This window comes from Amycolatopsis acididurans (assembly GCF_012328925.1).
In the GTDB taxonomy this organism is placed as follows: Bacteria; Actinomycetota; Actinomycetes; order Mycobacteriales; family Pseudonocardiaceae; genus Amycolatopsis_E; species Amycolatopsis_E acididurans.
In genome coordinates, this window is the sequence record NZ_JAAXLS010000034.1 from 48,569 (window position 1) to 70,344 (window position 21,776).

The following is a 21,776-nucleotide window of genomic DNA, read 5'->3' on the forward strand; positions in this document are numbered from 1 at the left end:
CGGAGCATGCTCAAACTCGCCACCACGGTGCTCGGCATCGTCGTCGGCCTGATCGTGCTGGTTGCTGCCGCCGTGTCCGGAATCATCGCCGCCGTCTTCGGCGGAGGGGACTCCGCGACCGGCAGCCAGCCCAGCCAAGCCGCGCTGGCCGACATCCCCGGCAACTACCTCGCCCTCTACCGACAAGCGGCGGGCACCTGCCCAGGGCTCGACTGGAGCGTGATCGCGGCCATCGGCAAAATCGAGACCAACCATGGCAAATCAGAACTACCAGATGTCCACAATGGATCGAATACAGCGGGTGCCGGTGGTCCGATGCAGTTCCTCCAGTCGACGTTCGACTCCGTGGTGGCGCGCCACCCGATCCCGCCCGGTGGCAGCAATCCGCCCTCGCGGTACAACCCGCATGACGCCATCTTCACCGCAGCGAGCTATCTCTGCGAGTCCGGTGCCCGCGACGGGCGCGACACCTACGGCGCGATCTTCGTCTACAACCACGCTGACTGGTACGTCAGCCAGGTTCTCAACCAAGCAGCCCAGTACAAGCAAGCCGAAAACAAGTCCGGAGAAGACGCGCCTCCATCCCCGCAAGCGCAACAAGCCGTGAACTACGCCCAAGGTCAGCTCGGGCTGCCCTACGTCTGGGGCGGCAACGGACCCGACCACGGACACCAAGGCTTCGACTGCTCCGGACTGACCATGGCGGCCTACCAAGCAGCCGGGATCACCTTGCCACGCACGGCAAAGTCACAATACGACGCTGGGCCACGGGTACCGAACGGAGCGCCGCTTGCCCCGGGCGATCTCCTTTTCTACGGGAGCCCAGGAAATGTGCACCACGTCGCGCTGTACATCGGGGCAGGTAAGATGATCAACGCCCCGGACTTCGAGGTTCCGGTCAAAGTGGACAATGCGCGTTGGGAACGTGACGACTATCTGGGAGCGAGTCGCCCGGGGCAAGGCGATCCCCGACGTTGACTGGCTGGCCGCAATGTCGTTGCGGCACAACGGTTACGTTTATTAAGCGAATCGCTGATATCCAGATTTGGTTGCCACGTGGTTATGTTGGCGGCTCAGCCTTCGGTCGGGCTTGAGCATACGACGCGTGGAATGGTCATATCGACGACGCCAGTTCTGGGGCGACGCGGATTGACAAGGACCGTGAAACAGTCACCTGACGATGGTGGCTCCGTGCTCGACCAGCCTGGGGGTCACTGGGAGCACGGGGCCACCATCGACATTACTCCGGATCAGGACGCGGCCGATTCACCCTCATCGGGCATGTCATCTTCAGCGACCATCTCGGTGATCCGCTGCGCGGTGCGCACCGCAGCGATCATGAGCTTGTCCCGGCGGACGGTCTCCGCTAACTGCACGATTTCGGCGCGCTGGGCTTCTGCGCGTCGGGGCCAGTCGCCCTCGGCCAGCGTGTTGGCCACGCACAGCAGGATGCGCGGCCCGAGGCCCCAGAGCACGCTGTTGACCGCTGCGGCGGCAACCGCCAAGTCATCGATGTCCGCGCCGTACCAGGCGACGGTGGCGGGGTCGCGGCCTTGCTCCCGCATCGCTTGGGCGGCAGCGCGCAGCAGCCCGCCGGTGCCGACGGCGGGGTCGCACACAGAGCTGCCCTCCTCGGGCAGGGTCATGCGCGCCATCAAGTCCGCCACGGGCGTGGGCGTGTAGATCTGCGCGTTGGCCTTGCCGGCCGAGTCCGACTTGAGCAAAGTGAGCACGTGGCCGAGCAGGTCGGTGTCGTGCCGGTTGTCGGTACCGGTGAGATCGAGCTGACCTTGCTTGAGAGCGGCGTCGGCGGTGCGCTTCGCGGCGTTCTGAAGGGCCGCGTCGGGGTCGTTGAACATCCATTCCATGAGCGGGTAGACCAGGTGCATCAAGTCTGGGCGCGCGTTAACGAGGGTCGTGTAGATCTCCCGCAAGGTGGCGTTGAAACCCTCCGGCGTCTGGGAGCGCAGTTGCTCGCTCGGGTCCGGTCCGTCCGGGTCGCGTTGCCCCACGAGGGACAGCCCGGCGACCACGGACAGGGCCACGTCACGGCGGCCGGAGTGGTTCGACTTGTTCCATGACTCGTCGACGGCCTGCGCGATGGCGGCGGCGTGTTGACCTGGATCGCGGTGGGTCTGGCTGCGCCGGGTGGATCGGCCCATGGTTCAGCCCTCCTCCGCGGTGATCTCGGCTTGATTGGGGTTCGGCCGGCTTCGGTCGCGCTGGATGAGCACGTGGCCGAGCTGGGCGGTTTCGCCCGGTTCCACGCTGGTTCTCGACTGGCTGACCGATTGCGGTGCTGTGTTTGGTGGCATGGCGGTCTCCTGATGGGAGGTGCAGCCCGTCAGCGGGCATAGGTGTGCCCGCCGAGGAATAGGCAAGGAACAAAGGAAAATGAGAGAAGGGCGCGATTCCGGATAAGGAATCTGCAATTAAGGGATGGTATTTAGCTCACTCGTCGTATGGTTCGTCCTCGACGATCAGGATTTCGCCGAGGGCTACAGCCTGGGGGTGTCCGGTGCAGAGCGTGAAGCGCCGGTCGTCCGGATCGCACGGGTTGGACCAGTTGTGAGTCTGCGCAATCGACTCCAACTCCGCCGTTACGAGCCCCCGATCGCTATCATGTCCGTTGTGGACAGTGAAATGGATAGCGGGCTCGTCCTGGTTCTCTCCTGTGTGCACGAGAGCCGACAACGCCAAGTCGCTGTTCGCTAGGCGTTCGGTTGCCGCGCCCATGATCCAGGCGGCGAGCTGCGGGAGATCCAGCCCGTGGGTGCGGGCGTAGTCCGTGCCGTAGATGCGGGCCACGGGCTCCTCGTGAATGGTGCCGTCCGGTTTGAAACTCAGACGGTGCCACTGGGGATAGTCGGTGGCGATCCACAGGAACCACGTGCCATCGTCGAAGGCGTAAATGTCGCGGCGATGCTCGTAGGGCACCCAGTCGGCGCGCCCTGGCACGCTACTGGGGATGCGAGGTTCCCGTCGGGTGCGGTTGAACGTGTCGTAGCCGGCCACGTCCCACGCCAGCGCGAATCGCGCGAACCGTTCGCGGACTTCGGTGGCGGTGCTAGCAGCGAGCAGTTGGCGTCCGATCGGCACGCGCACCAGCTCGGCCGGGGCTAGGTAACCGCCGAACCCGCCGAGAGGTTCGGCATGCTCGCCTCGCCCGAGTGCGAATAGCGTGTGCGTGTGGGGAGTCTCGGTGTCAGGCATACGAGATCGTCCTTTCTGTGCGAGAGTGCGCGTTCGGCTGATCCGGGCGAGCCCCGGGGTCAGGCTCTGCGGTCGGTGGCATGGAGAGGCAGGGCGTTGGCGGCCGACGATCCGTCAATCTCGGTGTCGACGAAGGTGCCCATGGCCACGCGCTCGCCGGGCTGGTACATGCGGCATTCGGTCTCGGAGCGGTTGCGCTCGTCCAGCTCGGGATCGTCGGAACGGGGCGTGTATACGTCCGCGAAGACCGTTCCGTCCGGGTCGGTGCCGACGCTCACGATGTCTTGCCCGTCAGCCGTGCTCATGCCTTCTTCGAGGTCGGCGGCGGGAAGCGTGTAGAACCCGGGCTCATGGCCGTCCGTGTCGACCGGCGCGGTGTCGTCCGCCTCCTCTGCTGATCCCCCGTCTGTCGTCTTGTCCGCGTCCGGGGTGCTCTGCCAGGCGCGCGGCAGTTCCAGGACGGCGCGCATGCGGCCGTCCAGGTCGCACACGGCCCCAGCGAGGTCGGTGGCGAGCCGACGCACGTGCCAGGTCGAGGTGTCCTCGGACAGTCGGCGCACTGCGCTAGCGGTCGAGATCATCGCCTGATAAGGCTGCTCACAGTGTGTCTTCATCGGGTGCTCCTCTCGATGGTTTTTCGGTGGGGTGTTCGGGGTGGCCAGCGTGAATTGCCACGGAGACCGCTCCCGGCGGGATTGGCCAGGGTCGAGGCAGGGTTTGCCTGTGGGCGCGTCGCGGCGCGGGCGGCACAGGGAAAGCGCATGAAAAGGGCCGACGGACCCACCCCGGAGGGTGTTGGTACGGTCCGCCGGCCTCTCGAAAAGCCCCATCGAAAGGGCACCGTCCCCGAAGGGAGGTAGAGGTCAGGGTAACTCACCGTTCCGGTGGTGTCCCGTACCGCTCGTTGTCCAGTTGTCGTCTCGCCAGTACGTCGGTCAGGCCCGTGACCAGGTGATACGTGCCGTGCGCGCGGTGGTTCGTCGCGTCAGGGCGCGTTTCACGGGTCGGTCGCGCGGGGTGCTCAGCTGGTCAGTTCGCGGTAGCGGTCCGAGTTGATGGGCACCAAATTGGGGCCATGAACGGCCTCGTCGCCGGAGAACTGTGCGGCATGCCTGGTGCACCACGGCTCCTCGTACTCGGCGTCCAGGATCGTTCCCAGTTCCGTACACCCGGGGCTGGTGCAGGTGGCGCACGACGTACACAGGCCGCCGGTGCTGATGTGCGGCGGGTCCACGTCTTCGCGGACCAGGACGACGGCGGACGGCTGGCCGTCGTTGAAACATTGCGTGCTCACGTTGAATTCTCCTTGCATAGGCGACGTTTTCGGTTGTCGCATGTGGACAGTTATGCAAACCAATCCATCTAGTTGTCCGAGCCGGCGTCTGCGGACGAATCAACCCAGCCCATTTCCTGGGCGCGTTCGGTCAGGGCAGCGGCAGCTTCTGCCGGGGAGTCAAAGTGCGGTTGATCGTCGGGCAGCAGGTCCGGGCGAAGAGGTCCGCCACAAAGGTCGCTCGCCTCGTATCGTTCGTCTGGGCCGTTCGGTGCGAGACGCACGGTGCCGATTCCGGAGCCGTGTACTTTGACCAGCCATGTCGGGTTGAGTGCGTAGGGGGCGGACTCGGGCGCGTGGTTCTGGTAGTGCTGTGGGCGGCGGTGCGCTGCCCACCAGTTGGTCACGGTGGCGCCGATGATCTCGTCAGCAGCCTTGACGATGTCGATGACGGCTTGCCTGGCGAACGTGGTGTCCGCGACATCGTCGGCCAGTGCGTGAGTGGCGCGTCGCACGGCCGTGCGCAGGGCGAGCGCGGGTGCGGCCTGTTCGCGCAGGGTGTCCGCGTCCATCGCGACGAGGGCACGGTTGCGTTCCGCGTGGGCGTCGGGGTTGGTGAGTTCGTCAACCCAGTTGGGCGCGAGAGCGTTGAGGCACTGCACGCACTCGGCGCACCGGTAGACGCTCGGTGACACGATGATGGAAATGCCCCAACCGGTACCCGCGCACCCGACGGTTCCGCATTGGTCGTTGATGAATCCTCCCTTGGACACTTCTCCTCCTTCCCGTATTTGGCGTGTCAGGGTTAGCCGAGACGGTGCACGTGGTGGCCGATCCAGCCGGGCTCGAACGCTTCGGTCGCGGTGGCCGGCATCGTGAATTCGACGGCGGTCTTGTCGGGGTAATAGACCTGCACGGTGCCCGATGCGTAGACATCCAGGCTCCGGCCGTCTGGCAGGTCGACGGTGGCCCACTCGTGGTGCCCGTCGTGTCCGTTGTGGAGGGTGGTCGTGTGCATGGTGAGACTCCTTGCTCTCTCCTGTATGTGCCGTGGTTCAGGACGACGCCGTGTGATCGGGATGGGTCCTGGTGTTGTTCGTGGGGGCCGTGGTCCAACGACCGTCTGGGGTCATGGCCTCTGATGCCACGTTGTTGCTGTGTCGGTATTCCTCGGCTGTCGCGCCGTTGATGTCGGTGGTCGCGGTTGGCCAGGTGAGATCAACGTCGACGCTTCGGGCGGAACCCGTCCAGACGTTCACAATCGGCCCCGGTGAATTGATAATCGACGACCACATGAGGCGTGCGGCCTCGATAGGGTCTTCAGCCTCGATGTCCCATTCAATGACGCAGCGGTATTCGCGCATCTCGTTCATTGGATGTCCTTTGTGTACAGAATGGTTGCGGTGATTGGAGGAACGGCAAGGGGTTTGTGGTTTAGCGGTTCCTGGGAAGCGGTGCGTGGACCGCTCCCCAGGGACGCACGCTCAGGACTGCGGCGGACGGACGGGCATCAGCAGGTGCCGGTAAACGCACCAGTCGGCACCGGTGAGCACGACCGGCCGCGTCGGCGTGGCGAGCTGCATGGTCACCGTGTCACCGTCAAGGGTTCCCAGTGCGTCGCGCAGGTAGGACGCGGAGAACAGCACGCGCACGGTGTCGGTGGCGCCGTGGACCTCGGCGGCATGCTCGGGGGCGGTCACCGCGTCGGCATGCTCCCCGAGCGCACGGGGGCAATAGACACCGACCCGGCGGGATCGACGGTCACGGCGACCTGTGCCGCGATGCGGCGCCCGTGGCTGTCCCGTGTGGTGTGCTTCTTGGCCTCCAGTACCGCCGTGGCCCGTGTGGTGGCCTGCGTGAGCGTGTCGCGGTCGGCGCGGGCCGTGACGGTCGTGTCCGGGAAAAGCTGTTCATAGGACGGGAATTGCGCCTCTACCGGGCGGGTGACGACGGTCAGCGTTCCGCACGACAGCGACACCCAGTCGCCGAGCTTGTCCCGGCCGAGCCCGAGTCGTACGCGGTCAGCAGTGGCGTGCTTCAGCGCGGCGGAGAGCACGCGGGCCGGGAAGAGCACCGAGCGTTCCTCGGTCACCGTCGTCGCGGCCAGCTCCGCCACGGCGAGCCGGTATCGGTCGGTCCCGGCGAGGGTGAGCGTGCCGGGCATCACCTGCATCTGTACGCCGGTAATCATGGGCAAGGTGTCGTCTGTACCCGTGGCGACTAACACACGGCGCGCGTCGGCGGTGAACCGTTCGCGGTTGACCTCGGCCACGGTAGGCGGGGCGTCTGGCAGGGTCGGGAAGTCCTCGGCCGGGTAAGTGGTGACGGGCATCGTGTAGCCGCCAAGTTCGAGCACCGCTGTGCCGTCGCCCGTCGTTTTCACGCTGACGGGCATCGTGTCCGCGTCGCGCTTGCGGATGCCTTTCACCAGTGCGGCAACGAGTTTGGTTGCCTCGGCGTGGTCGATCAGCAGCCGACCCGGGGTCAGCACAGAGTCGGGCACGCGGACCGACACGGCGGTTTCGCAGTCGGTGGCGGTCACCGTGAGGTCACCGCTACGCCCGTCGAGCAGCACACCGCCCAGCAGTGGCACAACGGGGCGACGCGCGATGCCCACGCCGACCGTGGTCAAAGCGTGCGCGAGGGTCGCGCGGTCCATACGGCATTCCAGAGCCGGCGCGGACTGAACGGCGGTCGTCGTGGTGTCGGTAGCGGTCGTCATCGCGGATACCTCCAAGAAAGGGAGTTTCAAAGCACGAAGTCAGGGGGTGCCGGCAGAGCCAGTGGGAGGTGGCAGGGCGCCCGCACTGCGGCGGCCACGGGCGCCCTGCCCGGCGGGTCAGCCGACCCAGTAGGTACCGGTGTGGTCCTCGATCAAGTCCCGGTGCGGCATCGGCTCACCCGGGTACGGGGTGTGCATGATCAACCGGCCCCCGTTGGTCCCGGCATCATCGGGAATGCGGCGCACGGTGAAGGCGAACGCGCCGCGCGGGTCACCGACCGAGACCGTGACCGTGATCGAGTCCTCATCTGGGTTGGTGTGAATCGCGGCACCGTTGGCCCACGCCAGCGGGACCCGTTGCGCGCGGTGCGAACCCTCTCGGAAATCCGGCGCTGTGTCCACGTCGTCAATCTCGGGATCGTCGTACGGGTCGTAGGCGTCACAGATCAGCGAACCCGATTCGTCGGCGTAGCCGTCGGTTTCCTCGGTCAGGGACTCGCCGCACGCGAGGCACCGCCATTCGGTTTCCTCGGCGTTCTCCAACGTGATCACCGACGAGTCATCGAAGTCCTCGGGAGAGATGGAGATCATGTCGCCGTTGGCAGACAGGACAAACACAACGCACCTCACAAGCAAGATCAGGAACGAAAGGAAAAGGGAGGGCGGCCGGCCGCAGCACGCACACAGCAGGGGGCGCGGCCGGCCGCGGAGTTCAGAACCGGTTTTCGAACCGCACGGCCTTACCGCATGCGGGGCAGGCCACATAGGCGCGGCTACGGTCGTCGAACGGCACTCGGACCAGATCAGGCAGCCGATACGTCGTCATGTCGGCGCTGTCCCACGCATGCAGGCGCACCGTGTCGTGCGTCTGCCAACGGTGCCCATTCGCACATTCGCCCGTAGCGTCGGAGTAGTCGGCCCACTCTTCCAATTCGTCCACAGTGGAGCGATAGACCGTCGGCCACACATAGCAGCCGAGATGATCGCTCACGACGATCATGAGATCACCGAAGTCAGCCGACGAGAGCACGACGAAACCAAGATTATCGATCAGGTGATCGGAAAAGTTGACCAGGTTGTGGTGCCACACCGCGCCGTCGCCATGCAGGCCGGCGGGAGGCTCGCCCGTGCGCTCTTCGATCCACGCGGCGATCACGTCATCATGCGGCCACCGATGGCCGTTGTCGTCCATCCAGTCGCGCAGATCATCCGTAAGATCCTGCGCGAACTCGCCGCGATCGTTGATCCACTCGCCCGTGTCGACGGCAAGCCACCCGTCGCCGTGCGACCACGCTTCCACAGTGACAGCAGTCATGAGAATGCCTTTCGATGCTTCTTTTCGAGTTGCGGGCAAACGGGGTACCAATCCCTACCCGCGATATTCTTATGAATCCGGAACTTTGATGTATTTCCTGTGTTCCGATGACTCTAGCTTAACGCCGGCTCCGCGTGCGACACAACACCAGTGAGCCGCTTTTTCTTCCTTTTTTGCGCCACTCTCACCTTATGCGCGCGATGGCGAAGAACGTTGGAAACCTTACGAAAGAAACAGAAATCAGCAGGTGGCGGAGATGTAGCCAGCGAAGGATGAAAGCGAAGTGGGGCAGCAAGAAAAAATACAACAGGCAAAGAAATCCGGGTCGGTATGAATAGTAAGGACGCCAATTGTTCTCGTGTATTTCCCATCGCCGGATCTGAATTTCGCCGCCCATTTTCTTTCCCCAGTCGTCAACAGGTTCCCGCGGGGTACCGAGGCTGGGTGGACTCAGGAAGGGCCAGCGGAGCGCTGACCTGCGACAGCGATCCGCCTGGGGGCTTCCTCTTTAAGGGGAAGATGAGCGGGCAGAAGAGTTGGTAGATGGCCAGGAAGAAGACCAGGTTGATGTAGGGTCTCACGGCTGACTTCATTTTCTCAGCGGCGTTTTCACCTTCGTTTCATTTGTGAAGTCTCTTTGAGACTGGGCCGTCTGGGTGGTGTAGCCGACATGCCGGTGGAGCTGCGGGCCGGGATACGTAGCCGGGAGGAAGGTGGCACGTCGGCGGCTATTGAGTTGTGAGGAGCGGCGATGACGAATGTGGCCGATCCGGTGTCGACGATGGTCTGCTATCGACCCGCAGATGTGTCGGCGGAGGTGGTTCAGCCATGGGCGTCGGTCGGGGCCGACGTGTTGATTTTAGCATTGCCGTGGCGGAGTTTCCGCTGGTACAAGGGTCAGCGGCACTACTCGGGTGAGTTTTGGTCGGCCACGGTACAAGATCTGGTGATCTATGAATCCCGGCTGGAGCTGGCCCGGTTGCTGTTCGCGGACTTCGATCTGTCTGTGCGTCACATCCTGGCTCAGCCGTTTCTGCTGAAGGCCGAGGTCGCTGGGGCTGTGCGCAAGCACATCCCGGACTACCTGCTGGTGACCGACGCCGGTCCGCTGGTGGTGGATGTCAAGCCGCGGCACCGCGCGGTCCGACCGGAGAATGCGTTCACCTTCGCGTGGACGAGGCAGGCGGTGGAGTCACGCGGCTGGCGCTATCAGGTGTGGAGCGAACCGCCGGTGGTGGAGCTGGAGAATATTCGATTTCTGGCGGGCTATCGCCGGGACTGGCTCTTCGATCACGAGCTGCTCGCTGAGGTACGTTCGGCGGATCTGGACGGTGTCACCATTGGCATGGCGTGTCGGGGCTGGCCGAGGCGACCGGCGGCATTGGTGCGTGCGGCGGTGCTGCACCTGTTGTGGCGGCAGTACTTCACCGTTGATCTGACCCGGCCGTTGAGCGGCAGTCACGTGCTGAGGCGTGCGGCATGAGCGAGGCGGCGACGCGCGTGGGTGTGGGTTCCCGGTTCTGCTACGACGGTGAGGTTGTCGAGGTCGTCGAGCTGCTCGCCACGACGGCGGGTACCGAGGTCGTGCTGAAGAACTCGTCGGGGCGCCGGATGGTGCGAGTGGCGCTGCGGGAATTGTTGGCTTCGGACCGAGCCCGAGTAATCCCGGACAGCCCTGGGCCCAGCGCCGATGATCCCGACGAGACAGCGAGCGTGCTGCTGGCAGAGCTGACCGACGCGGAGCAGCAGCAGCTGCGGGACCGGGCCGCGCATGTGCGGGAAGTGCTGACCGGGTATCGCGTCGGCATGGCCGAACTTGCGGCTGAGGGCGAGCCACGTCCTGGGTTCGACCCAAGTCTGCCTTTGCTGACGCGGTACCGGGCCAAGGCAGCCGAGCTGGACGTCACGATGCGCACCGTTCAGCAGTGGGTTGCCGATTTTCGCTGTCATGGCGAAGCAGGCTTGATCGGCCGGAAAGGCCGCACGAGCAGCGGGCCGACGAGCAGGACCGACCCACGCTGGGCGGAGGCGGCGCTGGAAGTGATGGTCGAGCACACCGACGAGTCGAAGCCGTCGCGGACGATGGTGATCGACCGGGCCAGCGCGCGGGTGACCGCGCGGTTCGGGCCGGGTGCGGTGAAGGTGCCGAGCCGGGCGACGGCGTTTCGGGTGTTGGAGGAGTTGGAGCGGCAGCATCCGATATTCCGGTTGAGCACCAAGCGAAATCGGGACATCGCCAGTCGCCCGGATGAGGCCTACGGGAAGCTACGGCCGACCCGGCCGGGCGAGTACGTGCTGCTGGACACCACACGACTGGACGTGTTCGCGCTGGACCCGGTCACGCTGCGATGGATCAACTCCGAGCTCACCGTTGCCATGGACTGGTACGACCGCTGCATCGTGGGGTTGCGGCTGACGCCGGTGTCGACCAAGTCGGTAGACGCGGCCTCGGTGCTCTACCAGGCGTTTCGACCCCGACCGGCGGGGCGCGATTGGCCCGCGCACGCGGTCTGGCCCGAGCACGGGATTCCTCGGTCGGTGCTGCTGGACACCAGCGCAATCGAAGGCCCTGGCGCGGGATCGCCGGCGGTGGTGCCGGAGACGATCGTGGTCGATCACGGCAAGATCTACGTCTCGGACCATCTGACGAGCGTGTGTCGCCGGATGGGGATCTCGATCCAGCCGGCGAGATTGCGCACGGGCCGGGACAAGGGGCCGGTGGAGCGGTTCTTCCGCACGCTGCGGGAAGACCTGCTACAGGCGCTGCCGGGTTACAAGGGCCCGGACGTGCACTCCCGAGGACTGAATCCCGAGCAGGACGCGTTCTTCTTCCTCGACGAACTCGAAGTGATCGTCCGTGAGTGGGTCGCGGCGGTCTATCACCACCGGCCGCACACCAGTCTGATTGACCCGCATCTGCCGAAGCTGCGGATGTCGCCGGCGATGATGTTCGAGCACGGCGTCGCGCGGGCCGGCTACATCGAGGTCCCGCGGGACCCGGACCTGGGCTATGAGTTCCTCAAGACCGAGTGGCGCACCATCCAGCACTACGGTGTGGAGATCGACGGCCGCCGCTACCACGGCGACGTGCTCAAATGCTACGAGAACGAAACGAGCCCCTACACCGGGAAAGCGAAGGGGCGATGGCCGGTGCAGGTGGACCCGGACGACATCACCCGCGTCTACTTCCGGGACCAAGAAACCCCACGCCGATGGCACACGCTGCGCTGGGAACACGCCCCGTCGCTGGACATGCCGCTGAGCGAGGACGCGCTTCAGTTCGCACGTAAGCTGGCCGCGGCGAAGTACACCTACCCCGACGACAAGATCGCGGTCGCCGATCTACTGGAGCGGTGGAATCTCGGGCTGGGCACGACACTCGCCGAGCGGCGGATGGCACTGCGGCTCTCTCGCGAGCAGGCAGCAATTGACCTCCCCGCGGAACGCGAACCAGCAGTGTCAGGGCTGCCGTCGGTGGCCCGCGTGCTGGCCGCCGCAGGCTCAGGCGACGCTCCCGCAGACGTTGAGGCCGAACCGATCGCCGAGATGGGCGATGACGACGCCGAGGACCTCAATGGCCTCGACGCGGAGGAGGATTTCTACGCCGACGCACTGGAGGACGCGTGAACTCGACGCCGCGGACTGAGCAGGCCGCGGAGAGCACCGTCCGGTTGGACAATCTCACCTTGGCACGCAAGGAAGGCTGGCAGTGCTTCGTCAACGCCCCCGCCCGCCCCCAGCCTGAACCGTTGACCACACGGGAACTCCGTGCATTGGGGGAGGCGGCACTGGCCGACTACAACCAGCGGCGCCGGGAGTGGCACGCCAACCTCGGGCCGATCAAAACCCCGCAGCTGGCCGCGCTGCACGAGGATCTGTGGGACATCGTGGACAGCAACGCCCAGGACGGGGACAAGGCCAAGGGCGCGATCGCGATCGACGCGTTCCCCGGGCTGGGCAAGACCACCTCGGTGCTGGCCTTCGCCAAACGATTCCATCTCCGCGAGATCGCCGAGCACGGCGAGTTCACCCGGAGCGGGCACGAACGCTGGCCGGTCTGCCGGGTCGGGCTGACCGGCAACACCGGCATGAAGGACTTCAACCGGGCGATGCTGGAGTACTTCGGTCATCCCGGCCACCAGCGCGGCACCACCGCCCAGTTCGCGCACCGCGCCCTGGACTGCATGCTCGCCTGCCAGGTCAAGCTCTTGATCGTCGATGATCTGCACTTCCTGCGGTGGCGGGCAGCGTCCGGGGTGGAGGTGAGCAACCAGTTCAAATACATCGCGAACGAGTTCCCGGTGACGCTGGTGCTCATCGGCGTCGGCCTGGCCGAACGCGGCCTGTTCTCCGAGGGCGACTCCTACACCAACGCCGTGTTGGCGCAGACCGGACGCCGCACCACGCCGCTGGACATGCGGCCCTTCACCGTCGATACCGACACCGAGCGACGCGAGTGGCGGCAGATGCTGCTGGCCGTCGAACAACGCCTGGCCCTCGCCGAGAAACATCCCGGCATGCTGGCCGACGAACTGTCCGACTACCTGTTCGCGCGCAGCACCGGGCACATCGGCTCGCTGATGACCCTGATCAACCGCGGCTGCCAGCGCGCCGTCCGCACCGGCACCGAACAGCTGAGCCAGGACCTGCTCGACAGTGTCAAAAACGACGCCGCCGCGGAAACCGCTCGCCGCGAACTGGACGCCGCGATCCGGGCCCGCCGGATCAGCACCCGCATCACCCAGACTCAACGCCGCGCCGGATGACGGGCGGCATCCGGACCCTGCCGATCCGGCTGGCGCCGTTGCCGGGTGAGGCAGTGGACAGCTGGCTGGAAGCCCTCGCCGAACGCCTGCACACCAGCATCTTCGACCTCTTCCGGTCCGCGGGGATAGCCACGCAATGGAACACCGCGAAAGCCCACAAACCCTGGGTGCACCACCTCGACACCGAGCAGCTCGCCGCGGTGGGCACGGCCACCGGGGTCCCCGCTGACAGGCTGGCCGGCATGACCCTGGATCGCTACGCCGGAACCGGGTTGATCGTCGACCGGCCCGCGCGGCCGGGGAGCCGTCCACGCTGGTGGCGCGGACTGACCGGATCACGGTTCTGCCCCCGCTGCCTGGCCGAGAACGGGAATCGGTGGATGCTGTCCTGGCGCCTGGCCTGGAGCTTCGCCTGCACCCGCCACCACATCCTGCTCCGGGACACCTGCCCGGCCTGCGAGAGCCGACACTTCTGGATCCGCATCCAGCCACCCGACTCGCCCTACCTCGGCGAGCTCGGGCTCGCCCTCCCGCAGAACTCACCGCACGGTAAAGCACCCGCCTGCACCTTCTCCCTGGAAGAAGCAGACACGATTAGCCTCGCTCCAGACGGTCCGGTGACGCGCGCCCAACACCACATCGACGCCATCATCACCGCGCTGCTGGCCGCCCGCGCGGCCTCCGCTGATCTGGCACCCTTGCTGCAGAACCTGGACGACCTGCACGCCGCCGCACGCGCCACGCTGGCCGCGTTGCGAACCTCGGCGGCGCCGGAGCCGATCGCCGCGATCGCCCGTAGTGTGCTTGCCGAGCACGGCCTCCCGGATCATGGCCATGATCGCGCTACCGGAGTCGCGGTCGGCGCGACCGCGGCGCACCTTATGCTCGCCACCGGACCCACCGCGCCGGACCCAGCGATCACCACCTGGCTCGCACACGCCACCGCGGGCGGTTCGAAAGCCCGCCTCTCCCAGCTGCTGGGCCAGTGGGACACCGCGAGCCCCAAGCTCCAAGGCGCACTGCTCAAGCGCATCGGTCCCCGACTCAACCCAGCGATTCAGCTTCGCTACGGCACCGCGACCAGTACGCCACGGCGTCCCCGATCCGGGCACGGCACAACGCGAGCAGCCAGCCTCCCCGGCCTGTTCTGGCGGGGCTGGGCGCTGCGCCTCAACCCGCTGGGGCACTTCGACCCGCTGTCCTACCGCCAGGCGCTGAGCCTGCTGCTGCAGATCGCCGGGCTCGGCGACCTCGACTACACCGGTGCCCGGGCGCTGCTGGGCCAACCGCCGGCCAGCGGCGCCGTCTGCGCCCATTTCACCAAGAAACTCCGCCAGAGCGGCACCTGGGAGCCCGTACTCAGCGCACTCGGCCAACTCGCCCGCCAACTCGACGAGCATCCCGCACCCATTGACTACGGGCGCCGTCGTCGCTGGCGCCGGATCTCGGCCGCCGACTTGAATCGCGTCACCTGGCAGGCTGCCTGCACCCAGATCCGCTACCGCTCCTCCGAGCGTCAGGAACGCTTCGCGCGGCTGCGCCTGATCGAGCTGCTCACCGGCAATCATCCCTACTACTTACCGGACCCGTTGACGTTATCCCCGGCTCGTGATGGTGAGGACTACAGCGCGTTCGTCTTCGCCCTTCCCGCACAGCTGTCCACTCACCTGCATGAGCAAGCCCAGGGCCTGTTGCGGCGCCTGCACATCGATGAGCCCGTTATCTGGGAACCGCCGTTCGACTGGGTCGAGGACATCTCCTGGCCAGGGCCGCATCCCGATGACATTCAGATTGACGAACTCTGGAGCCTCGCGAAGGCGGGGCTGACCCGTAGCGCCATCGCCACCCGCCTGCACACCACACCCGATCACATCCTTCTGGCCGCTGCCCGTCACCCACAGCCGTCGACACCACGACACACATCCGAGCCGGGCAAGGACATTCCACGCCCGGTGCCACCGGGCGACGACGATCTGCGCGGCTACGTCAACCAGGGGCTCAGCTCTGGCCAGATCGCGCATCTCACCGGCTGCAGCCATCAACTCATCAGCACTCGCTTGATCAACAGCGGAATCGGCCCGCCGGTGCCTGGTGAAGTTCTACGCACACTCAACCCCGCCTGGCTTCGCGAACAATACGAGGACAAACACCGCCCGTTCACCGACATCGCCGCCGATCTTGGCATCCCGCCCTCCGACCTGGCCCGCCACGCCCGCAAACTCGGCATCGCGACCCGTCGAGGCGTCGCCGCCCACAAACATGTCCTCGCCGACCATGGCGGACCCGACGCGTTCCCCACCACCATCTGGACCCTGTTCAACAGCCGCGGAGCCGAACAACGCATCCGCCGGTTCCTCGCGATACCCGGGCACCCCAACCTCAACCACGCCGCCGAACACCTCGGCGTTCGAAAAGCCAGCCTCACCCTTCAGGTCCAGCAACTCGAGCGCGCCCTCGGCGCCATACTCCTGGAGGCCGCCTGCGACTCTCGCGGCATGGCGCTGACTCCAGCAGGCGAAACGTTCGTGCAGGAGATACTGCCGGTCCTGGATATTCTCGACCAAGCCGAGCTCACACGGGCCGATCACGCCCGTGCCGCCACCCGAGATCCGCTTGCACCCACATGCGACGGCAAACGGGTGCATGGACAGGCGGGCCCTATCGCCAGATAGCCGGCGAGCCATCGAGGAGTTCGGACGAGGTGCCGACGCTACGAGCGGCTGGATTGCCGTTGGTCGAGTTCGAATTCTTCTACCATGTTCCTGGTTGGACGGTCGACCAACTCAGCAGCAGGACTATGCGGAAATTCCTTGAAGGACCCGAACGGACGATCGAGTGACGCCCGAGAACATTCGCGACCAGATGACAGCCCGACCATCGCCGCCCCGCGGCACCATCGAAGCCATCCCCTTGCCCGCCGATTCCGCATTGGCCGGTTGGATGGGCAGGCCAATACAGACCTCGACGCTGATCAGGCTCGCCGTGTCGACCGGCTTCAGCTGGGAAGCTGCACCGTGGTGCGACCGCCGTCGGCCTCCCACCGTTGGGTGGCGGCATCGGCGAGATCCGCTGTGGCGTGGCGGGACAGATCATTGGGGGCGAGCAGCGTCTTGATGGTGTCGATGGTGTTCCCGTGCGCCGCGGTCACCAGTATCCGGTGCGCCAGGTCCGGGTCGGTGTCCGGCGGAACGACCAGCAGGGTCAGCCGGCGACGATCGGCTCCGATCACCGTCACGGTGTCGGTGTGCTGCGACCGGAATCCCTCGAGCCGGACGACGTGGCCGTCGAGGACCAGGCGCCGCGGAGTCGGTGGCCAGACGGTGAGGTTGTAGGTGACTCTGTCGATCCGAGTCATCCGAACTGTCAGCGCTGCACGCAACGCTGACAGTTCGGATGACAGGTCCCGGGATCGGGGCCACCACGCGCCATCGACATACCCCGTGGTGGGCGCCTCCGGCTTCAACCGCAGACGCGGTTCAGGCCCGGGCGGCTCGGTGGCCTTCATGGCCGGTAGGGTGGCGACGGCTGTGTGCGGGCCCGACTGCATGCCGGTGCTCCCGTCCTCGGTCGCAGACAGCGGCCGACCTGTGGGCCGAGGACGACGCGGGCTTGACCACCCACGCACGAGATGCTCTCGGACACCACCGACACTACACCCGTACGCATCTAGCAGAGGGGTCCTTCGTGCACCAGCTCAGTCTCGGCGTCATCGCACGCTCGCGGAAAGAGAATGAGCGCCGGCTGCCGATCCATCCGCGGCATCTCGAGCGGATCGACGCCGACCTCCGGAAGCGCATCTACCTCGAATCCGGCTATGGCGAGCGGTTCGGCATCCTCGACGAGCAGCTGGCCGGCTTCGTCGCCGGGATGCGGTCGCGTGAGCAGCTCATCGCGGAATGCGACGTCATCCTGCTGGCCAAACCGCTCCCGCAGGATCTCGCGGATCTGCGGGCCGGCCAGGTGCTGTGGAGCTGGCCGCACTGCGTCCAGGACGACGAGCTCACCCAATTGGCCATCGACCGGCGGCTGACCGTGATCGCCTTCGAGGCGATGAACCACTGGCGGCGCGACGGCTCGTTCAGCTTGCACGTCTTCCACAAGAACAACGAGCTGGCGGGCTACTGCTCGGTGCTGCACGCCTTGGAGCTGATCGGCTCGACCGGGGACTACGGCCGCCGGCTGCGCGCGGTCGTGATCGGCTTCGGCGCGACCGCCCGAGGCTCAGTGACCGCCCTGAACGCCCACGGGATCCACGACGTCCATGTCCTCACCGCTCGCGGCCTCAGCGCGGTCGGCTCGCCGATTCATTCCGCGACGATGGTGCATTTCGACCACGACCCGAACAACCCAGGCGACCCCCGCCGCAGCCACGCGCTCACCGGCAAAGGCCGGGTACCCCTGGCCGGATTCCTCGCCGAGCACGACATCGTCGTCAACTGCGTGCTCCAGGACACCAGTGAGCCCCTGACGTTTCTCATCGAGGACGACCTCGCCGCGTTCGCGCCCGGCAGCCTCATCGTGGATGTCTCCTGCGACGAAGGCATGGGCTTCAGCTGGGCTCGGCCCACGACTTTCACCCGGCCCACGTTCGTGGTCGGCCGCAACATCACCTACTACGCCGTGGACCACAGCCCGTCCCACCTGTGGAACTCGGCCACCTGGGAGATCAGCGAAGCCCTGCTCCCGCACCTCCGGCCGGTCCTCACCGGCCCGTCCGCATGGGACAGTCACGACACCATCCGGCGAGCCATCGAAATCCGCGACGGGACCATCCTGAATCCCGCGATTCTGTCGTTCCAAAACCGCGCGCCCGAATACCCGCATCCGCGTCGCTGACGGATCGTCCGTAGGCGTACCGTGGATGGTGTCGAGAGCACCTCGTACGTGAGCGATCAAGCCCGCGTCGTCCTCGACGCTCAGAGAAGGTTCGGGCTATGACCCTTGAAACTCCGTACGTTTCCCGTTACGAACGACGCGTAAAACTTGCCCAGGACGCCGTGCAGAGCCGGACCGAGCTCGATGACAAGGCCGCGTTCGACCTAGCCGTGCACCTGGTGCACGTCCTCGACACCACACCCGAGAAACCACGCTGACCGGCCTACCACGCCTGCGGATCGGTAGAATCAGGAACCACAGCGCCGGAGTGCCCAGACTCTGCTCTCACGACGACCGACAGCCAGTGATCAGGACGTCCGCGTCCGGGACCCGCGCCTCGCATTCCGTGTAGCGAGAGCCGGCCGGCACCGCCGGGAGCAGGCTCATGAAGCCCACTACGCTCGCCCCACGCGGCCGCCGTGATCACTCGCCTCGCGAATCGATCACCATGACGACGACAAGAACACCCCCGCAGTACCCGGCGGGACCGAAACCGCTGCTTGCCGGACAGCATTCCCGGACCGAACTGATCACCATCCGGATCTTCCTGATCGCCCCGTTCCTCGCGCTGATCGCGATCGTCGTCCTCGTGTGGGGATGGGGACTGAGCTGGCTCGACATCGGCATCGCGACCGGCTTCTACGTGGTGACAACGCTCGGGATCACGATCGGCTACCACCGTTACTTCACCCACGGCGCGTTCACGGCCAACCGCCCGCTCCGGATCGCGCTCGCGGTCGCCGGGGGCCTGGCCGCGCAGGGCCCGGTGCTCAGCTGGGTGGCCGACCATCGGCGGCACCACGCGTTCTCCGACCGCGAAGGCGACCCGCACTCGCCCTGGCTTTACGGTACGTCACCGTTCGCGCTGGCGCGGGGCTTCTGGCATGCGCATCTGGGCTGGTTGTTCGGCCGCGACAAGACCAATATCGCCCGGTTCGCTCCGGACCTGGCCGCCGATGCCGACATCCGCCTGGTCGATCGGCTTTTCCCGCTGTGGGTCGCCGCCACGGTGCTGGTGCCCGCCGCGGTCGGCGGGCTGATCGGCGGGTCCTGGTGGGCCGCGCTGACTGCGTTCCTCTGGGCGGGCCTGGCGAGGGTTTCCCTGCAACACCATGTCACCTGGTCGGTGAACTCGATCTGCCACATGATCGGCGCCCGGCCCTTCACCAGCCGCGATCGTTCGGCGAACTTCTGGCCGCTGGCGATCCTGTCGATGGGCGAATCCTGGCACAATTCTCATCACGCGGATCCCACCTGCGCCCGCCACGGGGTGCTCCCCGGGCAGATCGACATCTCCGCACGCGTGATCTGGCTGCTGGAGAAGCTCGGCTGGGCGACCCGGGTCCGCTGGCCGACCCCGCACCGGCTGGCTCGGCTGTCGGCCCCGGCACGCACCCCTTCCATCAAGGCGGAGCACACCACCGCGTGAACCGATGCCCCGCGATCGTCGCGGGACGAAAGCGCGATCAGCCATGGCGACTGCGAACCGGCGACGACGGCTGCGGGGACTGCTCGCGCCGAACGGAGATGACACGTCCTCCGCATTGACGCGGATCTGCCTGCTGGCGGCGTCGGAACTGTCCGTCACCGGCGCGGGGGTCACCCTGATCGACCGGGCCGGCCACCCCGACGCGCAGCAGCGGCTGGTGCTGGCCGGCGACCCGGTGGCCGCCCGGCTCGAGGAACTGCAGTTCACGGTGGGCGAAGGCCCAGGACTCGCCGCGGCCACCGATGGCGTGCTCGTGCTGGTGCCCGATCTGGCCGCCGCGGTGTCGCGGTGGCCGGGGTTCACCCCGGGCGCCCTGGCCGCCGGAGCGGCGGCGGTGTTCGCTTTCCCCCTCACGCTCGGGGCGATCGGAGTGGGTTCCCTGGACTGCTACCGCAGCAGCGCCGGGCGGCTGAACGACGTTCAGGTCAGTGATGCGCTCCTGCTGGCGGAGCTGGCGTTCGAGGCGGTCCTGGCTCAGATCGCCGGCCACACCCCAGAGGATCTCGGCTGGATCGGCGACATCCACGCCGAAGTGCACCAGGCCTCAGGGATCGTCAGCTACGAGCAGAACCTCAGCATGCAAGCCGCGTTGCTGCGGATCCGCGCCTACGCTTATGCCCACGACCTGCCGGTCAGCGTCGTGGCCCGACAACTCGTGACGCGCAGTCTGGCACTTGACGCGGAAGAATGAACCACACCCGGACCCGTGACGAAGCGGAGTGGCAGGTGAACACGTGAACAGCCAGCACGAACAACGACTGGCACGGGTGTTCGTCGAACTCGCGGACACCCTGGTCGACGACTTCGACATGCTGGAATTCCTGAACACGCTCGTCGAACGGTGCGCGGAGCTGCTGGACGTCGCCGCGGCCGGCGTGGTGCTCTCGGACCAGAAAGGCGGGCTGGCGATGGTCGCCGCGTCGTCCGAACAAGCGCGGGTGATCGAACTGTTCGCGGTACAAGCCGATGACGGGCCCAGCCTGGATTGCGTGCGCACCGGCCTCTCCGTGTCCAGTGAAGACCTCGCCGCGGAATACGGGCGGTGGCCCCGCTTCGCCCCGGCAGCCCACGCGGCCGGGTTCGCCGCCACGCACGCGGTGCCGATGCGCCTGCGCCGGACCGTGATCGGCGCGCTGAACCTGCTCAACACCGACTCCGACGGCGTGAACCCCGAAAGCGTGAACCTGGGCCAGGCGCTGGCCGACGTCGCCACCATCGGCATGCTGCAGCACCGCATGCTCCACGACAGCACCGTCCTCGTCGAGCAACTCCAAACCGCGTTGAACTCCCGAGTCGTCATCGAGCAGGCCAAAGGCGTTCTGTCCGCCCACGGCGCCGTGGACATGCAACAAGCCTTTCTCGCGTTGCGTGGCTACGCTCGCTCGCACCACCTGCGCCTGTCCGAACTAGCCCGCACCGTCGCCGACGGTCGCACCGACCCCGGGCTCATCCTCCGCCCCCGTGCGCGTCCAGCACCGCACACTCCCCGCAAGCTCCCCTGACAGGGCCGCGAGATCAGTACACGAGTGACGACGGACAAGGCCTGCAACTCCCGAGGCAATCGGGCCGATCTGCGCGGACAGGAATCACTGCTTCGATACGGTCAAGGAAGACCAGAAAGCCCAGCGACGCAAGCGTGATTCTGACGGTGACGGGTCCAACCAACTTTCGATGCCACCGAGCACAAGAACCGCAATACCGTCGAACGTTGTTTCAAAAGAAAATGAAAAGCCCCCAATGAGGCAACTCGCGCGAAACGCGGTTAGAACCAGATTAAAATCACTGGTCACGCGAACGCTGGACGCAACACAACGAGAACCTCCAGAAGCTATGGATTCTCGCACCTGGCTTCATTTCCCTCAGCACTAGCCTCCTGCCGACTGCACGAAATTGAGTCTCCGCAGGTCAGCGCGTTGAACAACCACATGGAGGGCAGACTCGTCGAGCCAAGAAATGACACCTGCTTAAGACTGATCTTGGTGACATCCCAGCGAGAGGGACTGTAAAACGAGCGGTGTAATTCCCGATCATGGAAGTGCACCTGATGACCGACATGATGTCCGGCGTGGAGAACGCTGAGGACTTGAACCCCGTGTCCGGGCTGGATGGCCTGGACGAGCAGC

The 21,776-nt window shown here is 66.1% G+C and carries 22 protein-coding genes; 10 read left to right on the forward strand and 12 right to left on the reverse strand.

The annotated features are described in order from the left end of the window. Positions 1 to 6 precede the first annotated feature (6 nt). On the forward strand, positions 7 to 978 hold the full coding sequence (locus tag HFP15_RS31090; RefSeq protein WP_168520346.1) for a C40 family peptidase: 972 nt from the start codon (positions 7 to 9) through the stop codon (positions 976 to 978). Between the two features lie 272 nt (positions 979 to 1,250). Here the strand turns inward: HFP15_RS31090 and HFP15_RS31095 are convergent, their stop codons facing one another. The 11 genes from HFP15_RS31095 to HFP15_RS31140 form a co-directional block, all read right to left on the reverse strand. After that, the gene (locus HFP15_RS31095) at positions 1,251 to 2,162 is read right to left on the reverse strand and encodes an N-6 DNA methylase (RefSeq protein WP_168520347.1); all 912 of its coding nucleotides are present in this window, start codon (positions 2,160 to 2,162) and stop codon (positions 1,251 to 1,253) included. 289 nt (positions 2,163 to 2,451) lie between these two features. Then, positions 2,452 to 3,213, reverse strand: a complete 762-nt coding sequence (locus tag HFP15_RS31100) for a hypothetical protein (protein ID WP_168520348.1) — start codon at positions 3,211 to 3,213, stop codon at positions 2,452 to 2,454. Positions 3,214 to 3,272: 59 nt separating this feature from the next. Then, positions 3,273 to 3,827: a hypothetical protein gene (locus HFP15_RS31105; RefSeq protein WP_168520349.1), complete on the reverse strand. Its 555-nt coding sequence runs from the start codon at positions 3,825 to 3,827 to the stop codon at positions 3,273 to 3,275. A gap of 407 nt (positions 3,828 to 4,234) precedes the next feature. Beyond that, positions 4,235 to 4,507 (reverse strand): hypothetical protein, encoded by a 273-nt coding sequence (locus HFP15_RS31110; protein WP_168520350.1) that lies wholly within the window; start codon positions 4,505 to 4,507, stop codon positions 4,235 to 4,237. Positions 4,508 to 4,575: 68 nt separating this feature from the next. Further along, on the reverse strand, positions 4,576 to 5,148 hold the full coding sequence (locus HFP15_RS31115; RefSeq protein ID WP_168520351.1) for a hypothetical protein: 573 nt from the start codon (positions 5,146 to 5,148) through the stop codon (positions 4,576 to 4,578). Between the two features lie 143 nt (positions 5,149 to 5,291). Then, on the reverse strand, positions 5,292 to 5,504 hold the full coding sequence (locus tag HFP15_RS31120) for a hypothetical protein (RefSeq protein WP_168520352.1): 213 nt from the start codon (positions 5,502 to 5,504) through the stop codon (positions 5,292 to 5,294). Positions 5,505 to 5,541: 37 nt separating this feature from the next. Further along, positions 5,542 to 5,859, reverse strand: a complete 318-nt coding sequence (locus HFP15_RS31125) for a hypothetical protein (RefSeq protein WP_168520353.1) — start codon at positions 5,857 to 5,859, stop codon at positions 5,542 to 5,544. Positions 5,860 to 5,970: 111 nt separating this feature from the next. Then, positions 5,971 to 6,186 carry a hypothetical protein gene (locus HFP15_RS44005; RefSeq protein WP_312871832.1) on the reverse strand — a complete coding sequence of 72 codons (216 nt, stop codon included), beginning with the start codon at positions 6,184 to 6,186 and terminating at the stop codon, positions 5,971 to 5,973. After that, positions 6,183 to 7,223 (reverse strand): DNA polymerase III subunit beta, encoded by a 1,041-nt coding sequence (locus HFP15_RS31130; protein ID WP_246272195.1) that lies wholly within the window; start codon positions 7,221 to 7,223, stop codon positions 6,183 to 6,185. Before HFP15_RS31130 ends, HFP15_RS44005 begins: the two co-directional genes overlap by 4 nt. A gap of 102 nt (positions 7,224 to 7,325) precedes the next feature. Next, complete coding sequence (locus tag HFP15_RS31135) at positions 7,326 to 7,826, reverse strand: hypothetical protein (protein WP_168520354.1); 501 nt, start codon at positions 7,824 to 7,826, stop codon at positions 7,326 to 7,328. Between the two features lie 94 nt (positions 7,827 to 7,920). Further along, positions 7,921 to 8,523, reverse strand: a complete 603-nt coding sequence (locus HFP15_RS31140) for a hypothetical protein (protein WP_168520355.1) — start codon at positions 8,521 to 8,523, stop codon at positions 7,921 to 7,923. Between the two features lie 751 nt (positions 8,524 to 9,274). Between HFP15_RS31140 and HFP15_RS31145 the strand changes: the two genes are divergently transcribed. Genes HFP15_RS31145 through HFP15_RS31160 form a run of 4 tightly spaced genes read left to right on the forward strand, consistent with a single transcriptional unit; the run spans position 9,275 to position 15,961 of the window. Then, complete coding sequence (locus tag HFP15_RS31145; protein ID WP_210718108.1) at positions 9,275 to 10,006, forward strand: TnsA-like heteromeric transposase endonuclease subunit; 732 nt, start codon at positions 9,275 to 9,277, stop codon at positions 10,004 to 10,006. Beyond that, positions 10,003 to 12,150: a TnsB C-terminal domain-containing protein gene (locus tag HFP15_RS31150; protein WP_168520356.1), complete on the forward strand. Its 2,148-nt coding sequence runs from the start codon at positions 10,003 to 10,005 to the stop codon at positions 12,148 to 12,150. The genes HFP15_RS31145 and HFP15_RS31150 overlap by 4 nt, the downstream gene beginning before the upstream one ends. Next, on the forward strand, positions 12,147 to 13,289 hold the full coding sequence (locus tag HFP15_RS31155; protein ID WP_210718109.1) for an AAA family ATPase: 1,143 nt from the start codon (positions 12,147 to 12,149) through the stop codon (positions 13,287 to 13,289). The genes HFP15_RS31150 and HFP15_RS31155 overlap by 4 nt, the downstream gene beginning before the upstream one ends. Further along, the gene (locus HFP15_RS31160; RefSeq protein WP_168520357.1) at positions 13,286 to 15,961 is read left to right on the forward strand and encodes a TniQ family protein; all 2,676 of its coding nucleotides are present in this window, start codon (positions 13,286 to 13,288) and stop codon (positions 15,959 to 15,961) included. Before HFP15_RS31155 ends, HFP15_RS31160 begins: the two co-directional genes overlap by 4 nt. A gap of 323 nt (positions 15,962 to 16,284) precedes the next feature. Here the strand turns inward: HFP15_RS31160 and HFP15_RS31165 are convergent, their stop codons facing one another. Next, entirely contained in the window at positions 16,285 to 16,794 is a 510-nt protein-coding gene (locus HFP15_RS31165) for a DUF5994 family protein (protein ID WP_210718110.1), read from the reverse strand. Positions 16,795 to 16,973: 179 nt separating this feature from the next. Here HFP15_RS31165 and HFP15_RS31170 point away from each other — a divergent pair, with 179 nt between their 5' ends. From HFP15_RS31170 to HFP15_RS31190, 5 genes are all read left to right on the forward strand, one after another. Then, positions 16,974 to 18,125, forward strand: a complete 1,152-nt coding sequence (locus tag HFP15_RS31170) for a N(5)-(carboxyethyl)ornithine synthase (protein ID WP_168520358.1) — start codon at positions 16,974 to 16,976, stop codon at positions 18,123 to 18,125. Positions 18,126 to 18,223: 98 nt separating this feature from the next. Next, a complete protein-coding gene (locus HFP15_RS31175) occupies positions 18,224 to 18,382 on the forward strand; it encodes a DUF6307 family protein (RefSeq protein WP_168520359.1) in 159 nt (52 codons plus the stop codon). Between the two features lie 230 nt (positions 18,383 to 18,612). Then, entirely contained in the window at positions 18,613 to 19,593 is a 981-nt protein-coding gene (locus tag HFP15_RS31180) for an acyl-CoA desaturase (protein WP_168520360.1), read from the forward strand. A 43-nt stretch (positions 19,594 to 19,636) separates the two neighbouring features. Next, the gene (locus HFP15_RS31185) at positions 19,637 to 20,344 is read left to right on the forward strand and encodes an ANTAR domain-containing protein (RefSeq protein ID WP_168520361.1); all 708 of its coding nucleotides are present in this window, start codon (positions 19,637 to 19,639) and stop codon (positions 20,342 to 20,344) included. A 43-nt stretch (positions 20,345 to 20,387) separates the two neighbouring features. After that, complete coding sequence (locus tag HFP15_RS31190; RefSeq protein ID WP_312871833.1) at positions 20,388 to 21,155, forward strand: GAF and ANTAR domain-containing protein; 768 nt, start codon at positions 20,388 to 20,390, stop codon at positions 21,153 to 21,155. Positions 21,156 to 21,776 lie beyond the last annotated feature (621 nt).